16 protein-coding genes are annotated in these 15,896 nt (G+C 32.3%); 14 read left to right on the top strand and 2 right to left on the bottom strand.

Annotated elements, in window-relative coordinates:
* From FD06_RS07745 to FD06_RS05565, 8 genes are all read left to right on the top strand, one after another.
* A partial coding sequence (locus tag FD06_RS07745) for a hypothetical protein (protein ID WP_237757240.1) occupies positions 1-193 on the top strand: 193 nt, incomplete at its 5' end.
* A gap of 144 nt (positions 194-337) precedes the next feature.
* Positions 338-574 (top strand): preprotein translocase subunit SecG, encoded by a 237-nt coding sequence (gene secG, locus FD06_RS05535; RefSeq protein ID WP_054657736.1) that lies wholly within the window; start codon positions 338-340, stop codon positions 572-574.
* A gap of 84 nt (positions 575-658) precedes the next feature.
* Positions 659-2,971, top strand: coding sequence for a ribonuclease R (rnr, locus tag FD06_RS05540; protein WP_056966624.1), 2,313 nt, complete (start codon positions 659-661; stop codon positions 2,969-2,971).
* A gap of 20 nt (positions 2,972-2,991) precedes the next feature.
* Positions 2,992-3,468: an SsrA-binding protein SmpB gene (gene smpB, locus FD06_RS05545; protein WP_054657734.1), complete on the top strand. Its 477-nt coding sequence runs from the start codon at positions 2,992-2,994 to the stop codon at positions 3,466-3,468.
* 86 nt (positions 3,469-3,554) lie between these two features.
* On the top strand, positions 3,555-4,241 hold the full coding sequence (locus tag FD06_RS05550) for a uracil-DNA glycosylase (protein ID WP_056966625.1): 687 nt from the start codon (positions 3,555-3,557) through the stop codon (positions 4,239-4,241).
* 19 nt (positions 4,242-4,260) lie between these two features.
* A complete protein-coding gene (gene pta, locus FD06_RS05555; RefSeq protein WP_056966627.1) occupies positions 4,261-5,229 on the top strand; it encodes a phosphate acetyltransferase in 969 nt (322 codons plus the stop codon).
* A gap of 25 nt (positions 5,230-5,254) precedes the next feature.
* Entirely contained in the window at positions 5,255-5,722 is a 468-nt protein-coding gene (gene tsaE / locus FD06_RS05560; protein ID WP_054657732.1) for a tRNA (adenosine(37)-N6)-threonylcarbamoyltransferase complex ATPase subunit type 1 TsaE, read from the top strand.
* Positions 5,722-6,240 (top strand): GNAT family N-acetyltransferase, encoded by a 519-nt coding sequence (locus FD06_RS05565; protein ID WP_056966629.1) that lies wholly within the window; start codon positions 5,722-5,724, stop codon positions 6,238-6,240. Before tsaE ends, FD06_RS05565 begins: the two co-directional genes overlap by 1 nt.
* Before the next feature lie 25 nt (positions 6,241-6,265).
* Here FD06_RS05565 and FD06_RS05570 read toward each other — a convergent pair whose 3' ends face one another.
* Complete coding sequence (locus tag FD06_RS05570) at positions 6,266-6,802, bottom strand: 3'-5' exonuclease (RefSeq protein WP_056966631.1); 537 nt, start codon at positions 6,800-6,802, stop codon at positions 6,266-6,268.
* A 125-nt stretch (positions 6,803-6,927) separates the two neighbouring features.
* On the opposite strand from FD06_RS05570, the gene murB reads away from it, so the two are divergent.
* Both murB and FD06_RS05580 read left to right on the top strand, forming a co-directional pair.
* Positions 6,928-7,821 (top strand): UDP-N-acetylmuramate dehydrogenase, encoded by an 894-nt coding sequence (murB, locus tag FD06_RS05575; protein WP_056966633.1) that lies wholly within the window; start codon positions 6,928-6,930, stop codon positions 7,819-7,821.
* A 19-nt stretch (positions 7,822-7,840) separates the two neighbouring features.
* Positions 7,841-9,850, top strand: a complete 2,010-nt coding sequence (locus FD06_RS05580) for a Na+/H+ antiporter (RefSeq protein WP_056966635.1) — start codon at positions 7,841-7,843, stop codon at positions 9,848-9,850.
* Positions 9,851-9,876: 26 nt separating this feature from the next.
* Here the strand turns inward: FD06_RS05580 and FD06_RS05585 are convergent, their stop codons facing one another.
* Positions 9,877-10,536, bottom strand: a complete 660-nt coding sequence (locus FD06_RS05585) for a DUF1361 domain-containing protein (protein ID WP_082605308.1) — start codon at positions 10,534-10,536, stop codon at positions 9,877-9,879.
* Positions 10,537-10,708: 172 nt separating this feature from the next.
* On the opposite strand from FD06_RS05585, the gene cdaA reads away from it, so the two are divergent.
* The 4 genes from cdaA (at position 10,709) to glmS (ending at position 15,885) form a co-directional block, all read left to right on the top strand.
* Entirely contained in the window at positions 10,709-11,554 is an 846-nt protein-coding gene (gene cdaA, locus FD06_RS05590; RefSeq protein WP_054657717.1) for a diadenylate cyclase CdaA, read from the top strand.
* Positions 11,547-12,512 (top strand): CdaR family protein, encoded by a 966-nt coding sequence (locus FD06_RS05595; protein ID WP_056966639.1) that lies wholly within the window; start codon positions 11,547-11,549, stop codon positions 12,510-12,512. Before cdaA ends, FD06_RS05595 begins: the two co-directional genes overlap by 8 nt.
* A 24-nt stretch (positions 12,513-12,536) precedes the next feature.
* Positions 12,537-13,889: a phosphoglucosamine mutase gene (gene glmM, locus FD06_RS05600; protein WP_056966641.1), complete on the top strand. Its 1,353-nt coding sequence runs from the start codon at positions 12,537-12,539 to the stop codon at positions 13,887-13,889.
* 181 nt (positions 13,890-14,070) lie between these two features.
* A complete protein-coding gene (glmS, locus tag FD06_RS05605) occupies positions 14,071-15,885 on the top strand; it encodes a glutamine--fructose-6-phosphate transaminase (isomerizing) (protein ID WP_056966644.1) in 1,815 nt (604 codons plus the stop codon).
* The last annotated feature ends 11 nt before the right edge of the window (positions 15,886-15,896 follow it).

The raw sequence follows: 15,896 nt of genomic DNA on the forward strand, positions 1-15,896 counted from the left end.
TATAAATAAAAATTATCAAAATTTATTTTTTGAAGAATGTAATTCTAAAATAGACACTAATGGTCTGAAACTTTTTAATTACAGTCATAACACCAAGTATAATTTAGAAAACATTAATCATATTAATACTGTTGATACTTCTAAAAAACATTTATTGAAATATATGAGATATATCATTAGATTATTGGGCTAGTTATTTGTATAATTGAGATAGATATTTGAAAATCTATTTTTATTATTTAATAATGAATTTGGAACTTAATAATTTATATGATAAACTATATTGTAAAATATGTTGTTGTAAGCCTAAGTGAGTTATTAGGTAGGAGGAATTATCTTGTATAATTTTTTAATGAGTGTTATTTGGATAGATTCTGTGCTAATTATAATCTCAGTACTAATGCAACCAGCTAAAACTAATGATGCAATGTCTTCATTAACTGGTGGAGCTGATGATTTATTTGCGCACGCAAAGCCAAGAGGATTTGAAGCATTTATGCAGAAAGTAACGGTTGTTTTAGGAGTTATTTTCTTTGTAACTGCACTTGGTTTAGTATGGTTATCCTCACATTAAAAAGAACTCCTGTAAATTATACAGGGGTTTTTTTAATATTAATGAATTTGGCATAAAATTTATAATAATAATGAGGAATGAAATTTGATAGAAAAAAGTTTAAAAGAAGAATTACAAAACGTTTTAGATAATAATATTGATAAAAGCTTTTCGGTTGAAATGTTAGCTGATGAATTGGGTTACCATGGATCGAATGCTTTTAAAATGATTGTTCAAGTAATGGCAGAATTAGAAAGAGAAAAGAAATCAATTGTAACTAGTGATGGAAAATTTCAATCAAGTATGAATAATGCTTTGCAAGGTGTTTTTCATGCTAATCCAAAAGGGTTTGGATTCGTAGCTTATGATGATGATTTACCTGATGCTTTTATTGCACCAGATAATACTATGAATGCTATGAATGGCGATACTGTAGCAATCAAGATTGTTAGAAAAGCCGAAAAAGGTTCAGATAAAGGACCTGAAGCTAAAATTACTGATATTGTTGAAAGAAATTATCAACAAGTTGTTGGAGAATTTGTTAAGACTGATGATGACAATGGTTATTACGGTCAAGTTAAGTTAAAAGATAAAAAACTTAGCAATTTTAAATTTTACGTTACAGAGGTAGGTTTAACGCCAACGCCCGGTGAAGTGATTACTGCTGAAATAACTGAGTATCCTAGTTCAGATCACCAAGATACGTTGGTTGGTATAGCTAAACAAGTAATTGGAAGTGTTGATGACCCAGGAATCGATATCTTACAAATTGTATATGCACATGATATACCATCACAATTTCCTGAAGATGTACTTCAAGAAGCAGATGCTATTCCGGACCACATTTCTGAAGAAGATAAATTAGGTCGAGAAGACATCACGGATCAAGACCTGGTAACCATCGATGGAGAAGCTTCTAAAGATTTAGATGATGCCGTTACTGCCTGGAAACTACCTAACGGGAACTACCATTTAGGTGTTCACATTGCTGATGTTAGTCATTATGTAAAAGAAGGTAGTTTACTAGATCAAGAAGCTTATAAGCGTGGAACTTCAGTTTACTTAACTGACCGAGTAATTCCAATGTTACCAAGAAGATTATCTAATGGAATTTGTTCTTTAAACGAAGGCCAACTTAGATTATGTATGAGTTGTGAAATGGAAATTACGCCAGCTGGTAATGTCGTAAAACATCGTATTCACCCAAGTGTTATGAAATCGACTGCTAGAATGACATATACTAATGTGAATAAAATATTAGAATCACATGACGAAAAAACTATGGAACGTTATAAACGACTAGTTCCAATGTTTGAAACTATGGGTGAACTTCACCGTATTTTATACAAGCAACGTAAACGACGTGGTGCTATTGATTTTGATGATAATGAAGCAGAAATTATCGTTGATAAAACTGGTCACCCAATTGATATTAAAGTACGTGTGCGTGGCTTAGCTGAACGTATGATTGAATCATTTATGTTGGCAGCTAACGAAACAGTTGCTAAGAGTTATTTTGAAAAGCATGCACCTTTTATTTATCGTGTACATGAAACTCCAGATGGTGAAAGAGTTAAAAAATTCTTTGATTTTCTTTCGGTGTTTGGAATTGATATTAAGGGAGATCCTGAACACTTAAAACCTAAGATGTTACAAAATGTTTTGAAAAAAGTTGCTGGTAAGCCAGAAGAAGCTGTTGTTTCTGTAATGATGTTGCGTAGTTTGAAACAAGCTAAGTATACTGACCAATCGCTTGGTCACTTTGGGCTAGGTGCGCAATTCTATACTCACTTCACTTCACCTATTAGAAGATACCCTGATACGATGGTTCACCGTTTAATTCATTATTATCAAGATAATGGGATTAACGACAAAACTAAAGCTAAGTACTCTAGACTGCTTGAAGAAATTGCCACTCATTCATCTAAATGTGAACGTCGAGAAATTGACGCTGAACGTGACACTGATGCAATGAAGAAAGCTGAATATATGGGAGACCATATTGGTGAAGAATTTGAAGCAACCGTTAGTTCAGTTATGAAATTTGGAATGTTCATTGAGCTTCCTAACACAGTAGAAGGTTTAGTTCATATTAGCCGAATGAAAGATGACTACTATGAATACATTGATAAGTTCATGGCACTTGTAGGTAGAAGAACTCACAGAACTTATAGAATTGGGCAACCAATTAAAGTTAAATTAGTTGGCGTTAATGTTGAGCAAAGTGAAGTTGACTTTGAAGTAGTTAATCCACAAGATGCGCCTTTATCAAAATTACGTCCAGAAAGAAAAGATAATGGTCGTCACGGTAGAGGCCATCGTGGTAATTCTAATAAGCTTAACAAATTTGGTCGTAATAATCACAATGGTAATCACAAGAGAAGTAGCAAGAATTCCAATCATTCTCGTTCTAAATAATAAATTAGAGGTGATTTAGTTTGGCTAAAAAAAAGCAAAAGGCAAAAGATGATAATTTAATGGCTCAAAATCGTAAAGCACGCCATGATTATAGTATTTTACAAACTTATGAAGCTGGTGTTGCTTTAACTGGAACTGAAATTAAATCAGTTCGAGCTAGAAGGTTAAACTTAAAAGATGGATTTGCTCAGATTAGAAATGGTCAAGCGTATTTAATGAATGTTCATATTAGTGAGTATGCACAAGGAAATCAGTTTAACCATGACCCATTAAGAAATCGAAAATTGTTATTGCATAAGCAAGAAATTAAGCGACTTGCTAACGATACGCAAAGTAAAGGAATAACGATAGTTCCTTTAAAAGTATACCTAAAACATGGATACGCTAAAGTATTGTTGGGAGTAGCTCAAGGTAAACGTGAATACGATAAACGTGAAACTATTAAACGTCGTGATCAAGATCGTCAAATTTCACGTGTATTAAAACACTATAAATAAAAGGATTCCCATCGGGAGTCCTTTTTTAGTTAATAAAGTGTAATCGTTCACAAGACTATGATAAAATTAAAATGAGGTGTTTAGCTATGCAACAATTTATTCATAATGACTGGTGGGAACAATTAGAACCAGAATTTCAAAAAGATTATTATCAAAACTTACGTAAATTTTTGGTGGATGAATATAATAACAATCTTATTCATCCAAATGCTAATCAGATTTTTGAGGCATTTAACTGGACACCTTTTAGTAAAGTTAAGGTAGTCATTTTAGGCCAAGATCCATACCATGAACCCAATCAAGCTCATGGATTAAGTTTTTCAGTGTTACCGGGAGTCAAAATTCCGCCATCACTGAGAAATATTTATAAAGAGTTACATGATGACTTAGGAATTAAGCCGGTGCAACATGGGTATTTGGAAAAATGGGCTAAACAGGGTGTGCTATTGCTTAATTCAGTTTTAACGGTTAGAAATGGTCAAGCTTTTTCACATAAAGGAAAAGGTTGGGAACGTTTAACTGATGTGGCAATTCAAAAATTGTCTGCTCGTAAAATGCCGGTTATATTTATTTTGTGGGGTAAAGCTGCTCGTGACAAAATAAAATTAATTGATACTGATACTAACATCGTAATTCAATCAGCACATCCAAGCCCATTGTCAGCACATCGTGGGTTCTTTGGGTCTAAACCATTTTCTAAGACTAATGAGGCCTTAGAAGCTTTAGGCGAAAAGCCAATTGATTGGCAATTGCCTGAACAAATTAATATGTAATTCATTGGAGGATAAGTTTATGAATATTTTTGATGAAATGAAAGCTAAAATAAACGGTAAAGATAAAAAAATCGTTTTTCCAGAAGGAAACGATAAGCGCATTATTGATGCAGCCATTCGTTTAGCTAATGAAAAATTAATAACACCAATTCTATTAGGTTCTAAAGAAGAAATAGCTATTCAAGTTAGCGAAAATGACCTAAACGGAGTATCAATTGTTGATATTAATGAATATCCAGAAGATAAATTAAATGAAATGATTGATGCATTGTATGAACGTCGTAAAAATAAAAATACTCGTGAACAAGTTGCGGAATGGATTAAAGATGCTAATTACTTTGGTACTATGTTAGTTTACATGGGTAAGGCTGATGGAATGGTTTCAGGTGCATCACATGCTACTGGCGATACAGTTAGACCAGCGTTACAAATAATCAAAACGAAGCCTGACTATCGTCGTATTTCTGGTTCTTTTATTATGCAAAAGGGTGACGAAAAATATATTTTTGCTGATTGTGCCATTAATATTGAATTAGATGCAGACGGCATGTTAGAAGTTGCTAAACAAAGTGTTGAAACTGCTAAAATGATTGGTTTGGACCCTAAGGTTTCCTTTTTAAGTTTTTCTACTAAAGGTTCTGCTAATGGTGAAATGGTTTCTAAAGTACAGGCTGCAGCTGAAAAAGCCAAAGACGAATTAGAATGTCCTTCTGACGGTGAATTACAATTTGATGCGGCTTTTGTACCATCAGTGGGTGCCAAAAAAGCCCCAGAATCTAAAGTTGCAGGTCATGCTAATGTATTTGTATTTCCCGAACTGCAATCAGGAAATATTGGTTACAAAATAGCTCAACGTATGGGTGGTTTTGAAGCATTTGGACCTATTTTACAAGGACTAGCTAAACCAGTTTCCGATTTATCACGTGGTTGCAACGCTGAAGACGTCTACAATGTTGCAATCATTACAGCTATGCAATCAATGGAATAGTTTATTGGAAAGGAATATGTTTTAAATGATATCGCTTAAGGTCAATAGTGCTGAACAGACTATGCAATATGGCAAGTCTTTAGCACCATTCTTAAAACCTAAAGACATTATTCTATTAGATGGTGATTTAGGAGCTGGTAAGACAACCTTTACTAAGGGTCTTGCTAAGGGATTAGGGATTAAAAGGAACATAAAAAGTCCTACATTTACGATTATTAGAGAATATCAAGATGGCCGCATTCCACTTTATCATATGGATGTTTATCGATTAGATGATGGTAGTGGTGACGAATTAGGATTAGATGAATATTTTAATGGCGATGGAGTAAATGTTATTGAGTGGTCGCAATTCGTTGAAGATGAATTACCAAGTGACTATTTGAAAATAGTTTTTCATCGAGATGATGAGCAAGGTGATTCTTACCGTAAAATTGATTTTATTCCGCATGGTGAACATTTCGAAAAATTAGTGAAAGAGAGTATCGAAAACTAATGTCTGATGTTTCAAATACCTTAGCTAAGCCTAATGATGCTAAAAATTTAATTAAACTTTTAAAACAATTAACCAAAGAATCAGATACATTTACAGTCGATCGTTCTTTGGGACAAATTAGTGAACAAGATGAAGCTCGTCAAATTATGTTAATTAATCAAACTAGGAATAATATTATTCTAGTTGCTAAGTTAGAAGATACTACACACGATGTAGATGAATTAATTGGCGTAGTTACGATTCAACAAATTGATGACACAAAATGTGGCGAGTTAGGAGTTGCGGTATTAAAAGATTACTGGAATCAAGGAGTTGGTTCCGCTTTAGTCGAAGAAAGTATTGATTGGGGATGCGACTATAGTAATCTGGAAAATTTTTATTTAGTTGTAAAAAAAGATAACTTAGCAGCTATTCACTTATACGAAAAAATTGGTTTTAAAAAATCCAAAAATAGATTTATTAAAATGGATACCAATTTAAAATCTACTTACGAAATGAATTATCAACTAAAAAAATAAAGCGATGAATTTTGAATTCATTGCTTTATTTTTTTAATCTTATGAATTTTTGAATAAAATCTTTACCGTGATTTTTATATTGATTTATCAATATATTTGCGCACGCTAAACTGTCATCTAATGCGTTATGATGATGTTTTAATTCGATATTTAGTTTATCACAAACGGTATTCAACTTATGATTTTCTAGCTCTTTATATAATTCTTTAGAAGTTTTAAGAGTATCTAGGGTTAGATATTTTGGCATTTCTAAGTTGTATCTAATGATTGATTGTTTAATTACACTATTGTCAAATGGAGCGTTATGAGCGATAACCAATTGATTACTTGTGAAAAATGTTTTGATATGTTCCCAAATTTCAGGAAAAGTAGGGGCATCTTCAACGTCTTTGGTATGGATACCATGTACTTTAATGTTTCGCCAATTAAAATCTACTTCTGGGTTTATCAAAGAATAGAACTCATCAATAACTTGATTGTTTCTTACGATAGTTAAAGCTACAGAACAGGCACTAGCTCTTTTACTAGCTGCAGTTTCAAAATCAATTGCAATAAAATTCATTATAACCTCCGAATTTATTTCCTAATGTTTATGATTATCTTATAATTAGTATAGCATGCTATTGATTAGATTATTTACATGGTAAAATGTAAGTATATTATTATTTTAATTAAGGATGTAGTCTCATGGAAGATATTACTAAGAAGCTAAACATAAAGTTTTTAAGAAATGAACCTTTGTCAAATTTCACGTATACCAAAACCGGTGGGTGTGCTGACCTAGTTGCATTTCCCGAAGCGTTAGAAGATGTAAGTGCGATTAGCAAATACGCTAGTCAAAATAACGTTCCACTTACAGTTATTGGGAATGCTAGCAATTTAATTATCAAGGATGGTGGAATTCGTGGAATTGTAATGATTTTACGTGATATTAAGCAAATCAGACAAATCAATGAATTTAGTTTTGTGGCTGGAGCTGGTTCTGCTTATATAGACGCCACTATTTTCGCTCAAAAACATTCTTTATCTGGCTTAGAATTTGCCGCTGGAATTCCTGGTAGTGTGGGTGGCGCAGTTTATATGAATGCAGGCGCATACGGTGGAGAAACTTCTGAAGTAATTGAATCCGTTAAAGTTATTGATGAAAATGGTTCAATCAAAGATTTATCAAATCAAGAAATTAACTTTGGCTATCGTCATAGTGTAATTCAAGATAAGAATTATATTGTTCTTTCTGCTACTTTTACTTTAAATAAGGATGATGCTAATTTAATTCAAGCTAGGATGGATTATTTTAATGCATTACGCTTTTCTAAGCAACCATTAGACTTGCCATCTTGCGGAAGTGTTTTTAAAAGACCAGTAGGCCATTTTGCTGGAAAGCTTATTCATGATGCTGGTTTGCAAGGATTTCAGGATGGAGGAGCACAAGTTTCTACTAAACATGCAGGCTTTATTGTAAATGTTAACCATGCGACTGCTACAGACTATCTAAATGTAATTAAACATGTTCAAGATAAAGTTTATCAAGATAATAAAATTCATTTAGAAACTGAAGTTAAGATAATAGGAGAAGACTAACAAAAGGAGAGATTTCTGAATGGAAGTTATCGAAGTTATTTTGTTACTCATCGGAATATTATTATTGTCTAACGTGATTAATCATTATATTCCAGCAATACCTGCCAGTTTAATTCAAGTTATTTTGGGATGTGGATTAGCATTGTTTACCAATTTTCAAATCCCGTTGAGCACAGACTGGTTCTTATTATTATTTATTGCGCCATTACTTTTCAATGATGGTCGAAGGTTTCCCAAAAAAGAGCTTTGGGAGCTTAAAATGCCAATTTTCGGTAATGCAATTGTTTTAGTGTTCTTAACAACGATTGTGGGTGGATTTTTAATTTATAAATTAATCCCTTCCATGCCACTGTCAGTTAGTTTTGCACTAGCTGCTATTTTATCTCCAACAGATCCAGTGGCAGTTCAATCAATTGCTAGTAAAGCCAACTTGCCATCAAATATTTTACATTTAGTTAATGGTGAAAGCTTAATTAATGATGCCAGCGGTCTAATTGCTTTTAAGTATGCAGTTGCCGCTACAGTCACTGGATACTTTTCAGTGTTTAAGGCTGCTAGTGATTTTGTCTATACAAGTATTATGGGAGCAGTTATTGGAATTGTTACCATGCTAATAATTACTTCAGTCCGTAAGTTTTTATATCGTAAGGGTATAAAGAACGTTATTTTTAACGTTGTGTTACAAATCATAGCTCCATTTGCAATTTACATGTTATCTGAAGAAGTTTTTCATGCTTCAGGAGTAATTGCAGTAGTTACTGCTGGAATTGTTTTACACATGAAAAATTCAACTAAGCAGGCATTATCACCTGAGCTAATTTTAATTAACGAAAAAACTTGGGATATAATAATTTATATTTTAAACGGAATTGTGTTTCTGATTTTGGGAATAGAATTGCCTTTTGCTACCGAAGCAGTTATTAAAAGTCTTAAATTTAATACTTTACAGTCTATTATGTACGCAGTTATTACATGGTTAGTACTTTTAATTATTCGAATTGTTTGGATTACTGGATATCAATTTTTCAGTAACTTATTTAGTGGAAAGCGTCCGTTTAATATTGACATTAGAGTTGCTACTATTGTTGGATTTTCAGGCGTTAGAGGTGCTATCACGATGGCCGGTGTTTTATCGGTTCCTTTACTAACTAGTACAGGTAAGGCCTTTCCTGACCGTGATTTAATTACGTTTATTGCATCAGGTGTAATCGTTTGCAGCTTGATTGCGGCAGTTATCGTGTTGCCATTAATTTCTAATAATAAAGATGTAGTTAAATATGAAAAACAAGATTTTTGGAATGTTGATAGAGCTAAGATTCATTTACTAAGAGCTGCAATTAATAATATCGATAAGTCTAAGAATGAAGTAAATAAAAATATTATTTATTCGTTAATTTGGCAATACCAAATTGTGATAAGAAAGCTAAGTTTGAAACTTTATAATGATGAGCAAACACAAAACTTTTTACAAGAAGAAGTAAGAATTCGGGAAAAAGCGATTGCTTTAGAAAGACAAGTTGCTAAAAATATGTTAAATAATCATCATATTAGCAAGGTTATTTTCGATGAAATTGATCAAAGAATTAATCATCGCGAATCTGAAGTATTGTCTGAGTTTGACCGATTTAGTTACACTTTGGAATGGAAATCTGCTTATCAGACGCTTAAAGTATGGTTATTTAAGAAAAATGAAAATGATAAAACAGTTAAAGACTTGAATAATGCTTTAGTGCTAGTGTTTAACTACACGATTCAAGAACTTAGAAAATCTTCTTTTTCTGATAATAAAGATTTAGTAAGACAAATTATTTTGGAATATGAAAATTTGGCTTATCTAGCTAAAAATAATAATAATAAATTTAATTACGATGAACAGTATCGAAAATTACAAATCAGAGCTTTTGGATCACAAAGAAAAGCTATTCAGTCGCTATTTGAAGATGGCAAAATTGATTGGACTACAGCTTCTGATTTAAGACAAGAAATTAATTATTTAGAAAATGTTGAACTTTATTCTTCAGAAGAGTAATAAAAAAAGAGGCTTAAGCCTCTTTTTTATTTGGTATTTTTAATGTTTTTGTACACCAATGACATAACCCAACAAGCGAACAATTGAATTGCCATCATTATAAACACAAACTTAAGCATTTCAGGTGACCACATCGATAGTAATTGTTTAATGACTACTTTAGGTGAAAGCATGATATAAACGGTGTGTAGTCTTAAAAATCTTCCAATGAATATACCTACTGAAGAAATAAAAGTTAGTGTAATTAAAATGACTAATTTGCTAATGATATTATTTAGGTGCATTTTATAAGCCAAAGCATTAGTAACTTTAAATAGACTATAGCAACCTAGTATTAGACATGCAATTACTGTAACCATCAAGCATGCATAGTTGAACCAAATTAATGAATCTAATCTTAAATTTCCCTGTATATACGGATATAGCTGTTCTAGATGAAATAAGTCAGTTAAAAGGTAGGGAACATTTGGGTAAAATACAATCCATATCATAAAAATAGGCCACATTAACCAGCTGTTCTTAATATGTTTATTATCTAGTTCTAAACTTAGTTCAATGGGGATATATCCTAAAAAAGTGTTTAGCAGCAGAAAACTAAATGGTTGCCTTATGTTGAAATACAAAAATATTAACCATAATATAAAAAACGTTCTTATTTGCCAGTTTATTGATTTATACATGCGCATACCCCTTACTATTACTTATATTAATTCTAACTTGAAAATGTTATTATTTGAACTGAAAATACTAATTATTTTTAATATTTTAAATAAATCTTTTAGATATAACATTTTATTGATAATCAAAGTACTACTCGTCGTGATATAATTAGGTTGAATTGTTATTGGAGGTTATAAAATGGGTTTAGACTGGGGTAAGTTAATTACACCAAGCAATATTTTAGATATATTTGTTGTTTGGTTTATAATTTATGAAGTTATTATCCTTTTGAAAGGTACTAAAGCGGTACAATTATTTAGAGGAATATTAGTAATTGTAATTTTTAAAATAATTAGTATATTTTTAGGACTATCCTCGGTATCTTGGATAACAGACCAAGTTATCAATTGGGGAGTTATTGCAATTATTGTTATTTTCCAACCTGAAATTAGAAGAGGACTAGAACATTTAGGACGAGGTTCTCTAATTAGACATAATCAGAATCAAAATGAATCTAACGAGAAAATGATAAATTCGCTAGATAAAGCGATTCAATACATGTCAAAAAGAAGAATTGGTGCTTTGATGACTATTCAAATGGATACAGGTTTAGAAGATTACATTGAAACTGGAATTAAGTTAGATGCTGATATTACCGGAGAATTATTAATTAATACGTTTATACCTAACACACCATTACATGATGGTGCCGTTATTATAAAAGACAATCGTTTAGCGGTAGCCGCAGCTTATTTACCTTTATCACAAAGTAATTTAATTCCTAAAGAATTAGGGACTAGACATCGTGCAGCAGTGGGAATTTCTGAAGTAACCGATGCTTTGACAATTGTTATTTCTGAAGAAACTGGTGAAGTTTCAATTACTAAGGATAATGAATTGATTCGTGGTTTGACACGTCAAGATTATTTAAAATTTCTAAAAGATCAGTTTATTAAAGAACAGAAACCAATCAATAATGGTTTGTTAAGCCTTCTTTTAAATACTTTTAACAAGTTTAAGAATGGGGGCAAAAACGATGAATAAGTTTTTGAACAGTCCATGGTTCTATCGAATATTAGCCTTAGTTTTTGCTTTATTGTTGTTTATTTACGTTAATCAATCAAAATTTTTAAATGGAAGTTATAATCAAAACTACACTGATTCTAGAACGACACAGTTAACTTCTAGTAAACCAGAGACTGTATCCGTTCCGCTACAACTTAACTTGAATAGTAATAAATATTTTGTAACAGGGTATCCTGAAAAAGTTTCAGTGAAGTTAGTTGGACCAGCAGCGCTAGTAACTACTACTGTTAATACCCAAAATTTTAAGATTTATGCTAACTTAGCCAATCTAAAAGTGGGTAAACACAGAGTTAAACTATACGAGGAAGGTTTGAATAATGAAATTAGATATGAAATCAATCCTTCATACATCGATGTAGAAGTTCAAAAACGTAGTACCAAAACATTTTCGGTGCATGCTAAATTTGATAAAAAGAATATCGCTGATGGTTATCACGCAGGGACTCCAATTTTAGGAACTCAATCGGTTAAAGCAACTGGTGCTGAAAGCGAAATTGATAGAATCGATAGCGTGGTCGCTAGATTAAGTATTCCACAAAATGCCAAAGAAACTGTTAGTGCCTCAGCAATCATAGAAGCTTTAGATTCAAAAGGTAGAACCGTGAATGTTATTTTAACGCCTTCAACTACAGCAGTTGATTTACCAATTAGTAGTGGTAATAATAAAGAAGTAAGTTTAAAATTTAAAGCAGAGCATAAGGATTCAAACAAAAAGTATTCAATATCTTCTGATATAAAATCAGTTAAAATATTTGGTACAGAAAAGCAACTATCAGGATTAAAAGATGTAACTGTGCCAATTGATGTTTCAGATATTAAATCAGATACTACTAAAAGCATTCAATTAAGTAAGTTAGTAGATGGATACAACGGATTTGATCCGGAAAAAATTAAAATAAATGTGAATGTGGAATAATTTTGAAAGAATGGGGAATAAAGTATGAAGTATTTTGGTACAGACGGAGTACGTGGAATTGCCAATAAGGATTTAAGTCCAGAATTAGCCTTTAAATGTGGTCGAGCTGGTGGTTATGTTTTAACTAAACATGCTGAATCAGATAAGCAACCACAGGTATTAGTAGCTAGAGATACACGAATTTCTGGCCAAATGTTAGAAGAAGCACTTATTGCCGGATTATTATCTGCCGGAATTGAAGTTTTACAATTAGGTGTGATTACAACTCCAGGAGTAGCATACTTAGTTAGAACTCAAGATGCATCTGCTGGTGTAATGATTACAGCATCACATAATCCAGTTGAGTATAATGGTATTAAATTCTTTGGGGCAGATGGTTATAAATTATCTGATTCCTTAGAGGAAGAAATTGAAGAGATTTTAGAAAATGATACTGACGATTTGCCAAGGCCAATTGCTAAGGGACTTGGCACGGTTGACGATTATTCTGAAGGTAGTCAAAAATATATTCGTTTCTTGGAACAAACAATTCCAGATGATTTATCAGACATGAAGATTTGTATTGATTCAGCAAACGGTGCTACTAGTAATCTAGTTTCTAGACTATATGCTGATTTAGGTATCGATTTTGAAACTATGGCTACCATGCCTAATGGCCTAAATATCAATGATGGTGTTGGATCTACTCACCCAGAAAAATTACAAGAATTTGTAGTTGAAAATGGTGCTGAAGTTGGTTTTGCTTTTGATGGTGATGGTGACCGTTGTATCGCTGTTGATGAAAAAGGGAATATTGTTAATGGTGATGTTTTGATGTATATATGTGGTAAATATATGTCAGAACATGGTCGTTTGAAACAAGATACTATTGTTACTACTGTCATGAGTAATTTAGGGATGTACAAAGCGATGGAAGCCCATGGCTTGACTAACGTTCAAACTAAAGTTGGTGACCGTTACGTAGTTGAAGAAATGAATAAAGACGGTTATAACCTAGGTGGAGAACAATCTGGTCATATTGTATTTTTAGACTTTAATACTACTGGTGATGGGCTTTTAACTAGTTTACAAGTTATGCATGTAATTAAAGATACTGGAAAATCATTATCTGAGTTAGCAGCTGATGTGAAGACTTATCCACAGAAATTAATTAATGTTAAAGTTAGTGATAAAAAAGCTGCCCTAAATAATGAAAAAGTTTCCGCAGTAATTAAAAAAGTTGAGCAAGATATGAATGGTGATGGTAGAGTTCTAGTTAGACCTAGTGGAACTGAGCCATTATTAAGAGTTATGACTGAGGCTCCTACAAAAGAATTAGTTGATAAGTATACCAATGAAATAGCCGATGTAGTTAAAGCTGAAGTTGGAATTGAATAGAAACTAGATAGTCGTTGATTATGTGATACATAGTGAACGACTTTTTTAATAGTTTACATTAACATATACCAATTTAAATAAATCATATTGACATATGTATAAAAAACTTGTAAAGTATATTTTGAGTTGATAATATATTGTATATACCAATTTCTTAATTGAATTGAAAGGAAACAATAATATGTGTGGAATAGTTGGAATTACTGGTAACGAAAATGCTACTAGTATTTTAGTTAATGGATTACAAAAATTAGAATATCGTGGATATGATTCTACCGGAATCTATGTTAATGATCAAAATGGTAAAGATTATTTAGTTAAAAGAACTGGATCAATCTCTAATTTAAAAGCAGCCATCACAGATGAAGTACACGGTTCTACTGGTATTGGACATACTAGATGGGCTACTCATGGTGGTGTTACTGTTGAAAATGCACATCCACAATTTTCACAAGATAATCGTTTTTATCTTGTACACAATGGTGTTATCGAAAACTTTGAAGATTTAAAAACAAAATATTTAAGTGATTTTCATTTTGTATCACAAACAGACACTGAAGTGGCAGTTCAACTTATTGATTACTTTGTTGTTAATAAAGGTATGGACACTAAAGCTGCTTTCTTAAAAATGATTTCTCTAATGCAAGGTTCATATGGGTTCATGTTGATGGATCGAGAACAACCTGATACATTATTTGTTGCTAAAAATAAAAGTCCTTTATTAGTCGGTGTTGGTAAGGACTGTAACGTTGTCTGTTCAGATTCATTGGCAATGTTAGATGTTACACATGACTTCTTAGAACTAAAAGATGGTGAAGTAGTTACAGTTAAACCAGATTCTGTAACAATCGAAGATCAAGACGGTAATGTTGTTAACAGAGATACTTTCCATGTGGATACAGATGCTAGTGAAACTGAAAAAGGTGTTTATCCTTACTACATGTTAAAAGAAATTGATGAACAACCTAATGTTATGCGCAAGTTATCTGCTAAGTATTTAGATGAAAATGGAGCACCTTTATTTGATAAAAAACTTTTAGAAGCTATGAAACAGGCTGACCGACTATATATTATTGGTGCCGGTACTAGTTATCATGCTGGTTTAGTTGGTAAGAACTTATTTGAAAAGTTAGTTAATGTACCTACTGAAGTTCATGTTGCTTCTGAATTTGCATACAATCAACCCATCATTTCGGACAATCCATTCTTTATTTTCTTGTCACAAAGTGGAGAGACTGCTGATAGTCGTGAAGTTTTAGTTAATGTTAACCAAAAGGACTTTCCTAGTTTAACCATTACTAACGTTGAAAACTCAACGCTTTCTAGAGAAGCAACCTTTACTTTATTATTAGAAGCAGGTCCTGAAATATCAGTGGCTTCAACTAAAGCATATACTGCCCAAATTGCTGTAGAAGCTATTTTGGCTAAAGGATTAGGTGAATTTAAAGAGATTGAAGTTGCTAAAAACTTTGACATCAAACAACAATTAGGTTTAGTTGCGACTGGAATGCAATCAATTGTTGATGAAAAGGCTACAATTGACGATTTATCTAAAAAATACTTTGTAGATGCTGAAAAATCATTCTATATTGGTAGAGGTACTGATTACTTTGTGTCACTAGAAGCTTCTTTGAAATTGAAAGAAATTTCATATATTCAAGCAGAAGGTTTTGCTTCAGGTGAATTGAAGCACGGTACAATTGCTTTGATTGAAGATGGTACTCCAGTTATTGGAATTATTACGCAGGCTAATACTGCTAGCTTAACTAGATCCAATTTACAAGAAACAATGTCTAGAGGAGCTAAGAAAATAACAATAGTAAGTGACGACTTGGCTAGAAATGATGATGATATTATAATTCCAACTGTTGATGAATTGCTCGCACCACTATTAAGTGTAATTCCTGCACAGTTACTGGCTTATTACACTAGTTTAAACAAAGGGTTAGATGTTGATAAACCACGTAATTTAGCTAAAAGTGTTACAGTGGAATAAAGCTAAAAAAT

It is taken from the genome of Apilactobacillus ozensis DSM 23829 = JCM 17196, assembly GCF_001435995.1.
GTDB lineage: Bacteria > Bacillota > Bacilli > Lactobacillales > Lactobacillaceae > Apilactobacillus > Apilactobacillus ozensis.